Source organism: Gilliamella sp. X-57 (assembly GCF_057063565.1).
The window spans coordinates 1-2,464 of sequence record NZ_JBXSQI010000049.1 but is presented as its reverse complement, the minus strand read 5'-3'; the positions used below and the strand labels follow the sequence as shown (position 1 = coordinate 2,464).

Sequence of the window (2,464 nt, the reverse complement as noted above, 5' to 3'; positions counted from 1 at the left end):
GCTTCAGCTTCTTTTAAAATAGATACAATCTGATGTTCAGTCATTTTTTTCATAATTAAATCCCCTTTACTTTTATCATAGAGAATTTTCTACTTTTTTGCTGTACTATTTTAGGGGATAGTTACAATTTACTATTCACAAGTGTACACTTTAGGTGTTCACCACAAGATAAATAATGGATTAATTTAGATCTAGCTATATATGTTTAGCTAAATATTCCACCATTTCTTTATTATTTAAAAAAGAATAAAATCTTTTTGCTAAGGCTTTTATTCTTGTATATCGTTTTTCTTCACTAAGTTGTTTTTCGGCACAATAACAATTAAGACCATCATACATATCAAAGTAATCATAATAGATAAAAAGCCAATAGTGCTTTATTCGATGAAAATATCTGTTTCCAAATTCTATATATTTAAATACAAAACTATGAAGAAGATCGCCAATATCTTCTAAACTATTACATACCATAATTTTTTGGCTAAAAAGCCTCATGAAAACTAAACAGCTATAATTAATGCTTGGTATAGAAATATTTTTTTCCGAAAGATATCTTTTTAAGTACGTCATAACCTCATCGCTATCTATTTTTTTATCAAGTCCCAAAGAAGCAATAATCAATAGTATTTCTGAATCATCACCTTGCATAACTTGTTTTTCAGCCCAATTAATTATTAGGGCACTAGAATAAAAATATTCTGATGGTGAACCATAATATTGATTAAATCTATAAAGCGATAAAATTTCATCGAGAGATAAATTACTCAATTTTAAAACCTTTTATTTATAAGAAAATACCCATTTAATGTATCTTATCTTACATAAGCGAACAACAAAAAACCGCCCCAATTAGGCGGTTCATAGGTTAACAAATATTAACAACTAGCTAGCTTCTTCAGCTTTGGGTAACCAGTCTTGACTAGTATTGATATTAAGCTCTACGTTGGTCCTCATCCCTTTATTGGCTCTTTTACGCATGTAGTCTTTACCGTTTTCTTTCATTGCATAATTAAGCGATATTCCAAATTGCGTTAGTGATAGCGGATTGTTTAAACCTGTATTGCGGATGTATTCAATATAAGCATGATATAAATATTTTCGGGGGTTAAAGGGCATTATTCACATATTGCCAATAAACATACCATTGGGATAATCAAGCGCATCAAGATAACTACAAAAATCTACTAAGTGGTCAGATTCGCATTTAATCGCCGTCGCTTCATCTCGTTGTTTTCGCGCTTGCTATAGTAAAACCTCAGGATAACTACCAAAGCTAATTAATGCGCCCATTTTGGTATACGGACGCGTATACTTAAAACGCCAGATTTTAGAATTATTCGATTTAACTAAGAGATACATACCACCGCCATCAAATAAAGAGTAATCTTTATCTCTTGGTTTGGCGGCTTTTATTTGGGTTTCTGTTAATGGATGTGTTTTCCTTGCCATAATTATTTTAGGTATACGATATATAGGTATATTGCGTCTGTATACCTAAAAATTATGGTTGTAAATGTACCTTACTGATACTTAATGGGAAATAAAATAGACTTTAAGGCTTGTTATTGCTTGTTTCTGTGTACTTTAGTGGGTTTTAAAGAATATTGAATTGGGGCCAAGGGAAACAGAATCATATAGATAAACACACTGGAAATACTGAAATATTAACTTTTAAAAATCGAATCGTATACCTAAACGTATACCTAAAACAAAAAGTGCCCCCAAAATTAGGTATTTTAATCTAGCCACATTGAAAGGTTAAAAAAATTGGTTTTAGAATTTTGACGGTGTAAAAATTTATCTAGGTGAGCGGTATCCGTTAATTATGTTTTAGATTTTTTATACCTCCCCCCATAAAAATAAAATTTAATAAAAAAGTATGCACGGTGTTCACTACTTGCTTGAAGCCTTATTCTAAAAGGGTTTGAGTGGTGTATACTTAAATGTTTACTATTCACAAGTGTACACTTTAGGTATTCACTCAATAAAAAACCGCCAATTAGGGCGGTCTTATTTTAGTGGCTCAATTTGAGCTACTAGTTAGGATCTTCGGCTTTAGGTAGCCAATCTTTACACCTATCTGGGTTTATTTCTAAATTAGTTTTTACCCCTATATTAGTTCGTTTTTTAATGTACGCCTTTCTATTTTCTTTTATGGCGTAATTTAATGATAAACCGAACCCACTCAAGGACAATGGATTATTAAGCCCTGTATTGCGCACATACTCAATATAAGCATGATATAAATATTTTTTAGGGTTAAACGGTATTATGCCTAAATTACCCATAAGCATACCATTGGAATGATCCAGCACATCAAGATAACTACAAAAATCTACCAAGTGGTCGGATTCGCGTTTAATCGCCGTCGCTTCGTCTGATTGTTGTTGCTGGTGTAGTCTTTCTTTGGCTTCTGTTGGATTGATAAACTCATTTAATAGCAACCTCACAATTGAGGGGAGTT

Annotated in this window: 3 protein-coding genes and 1 pseudogene; all 4 read right to left on the bottom strand. The window is 31.9% G+C overall.

Annotated elements, in window-relative coordinates; translation table 11 throughout:
* Nucleotides 1-195: 195 nt before the first annotated feature.
* The gene (locus ACYIAL_RS12640) at nt 196-768 is read right to left on the bottom strand and encodes a hypothetical protein (RefSeq protein WP_483751888.1); all 573 of its coding nucleotides are present in this window, start codon (nt 766-768) and stop codon (nt 196-198) included.
* 114 nt (nt 769-882) lie between these two features.
* The gene (locus ACYIAL_RS12635) at nt 883-1,116 is read right to left on the bottom strand and encodes a primase-like DNA-binding domain-containing protein (protein ID WP_483751887.1); all 234 of its coding nucleotides are present in this window, start codon (nt 1,114-1,116) and stop codon (nt 883-885) included.
* A 129-nt stretch (nt 1,117-1,245) separates the two neighbouring features.
* Nucleotides 1,246-1,449, bottom strand: a pseudogene (locus tag ACYIAL_RS12630) (integrase arm-type DNA-binding domain-containing protein); the annotation flags it as partial.
* A 587-nt stretch (nt 1,450-2,036) separates the two neighbouring features.
* Nucleotides 2,037-2,464: winged helix-turn-helix domain-containing protein (locus ACYIAL_RS12625; protein WP_483751886.1), on the bottom strand; the 428-nt coding region annotated here is incomplete at its 5' end.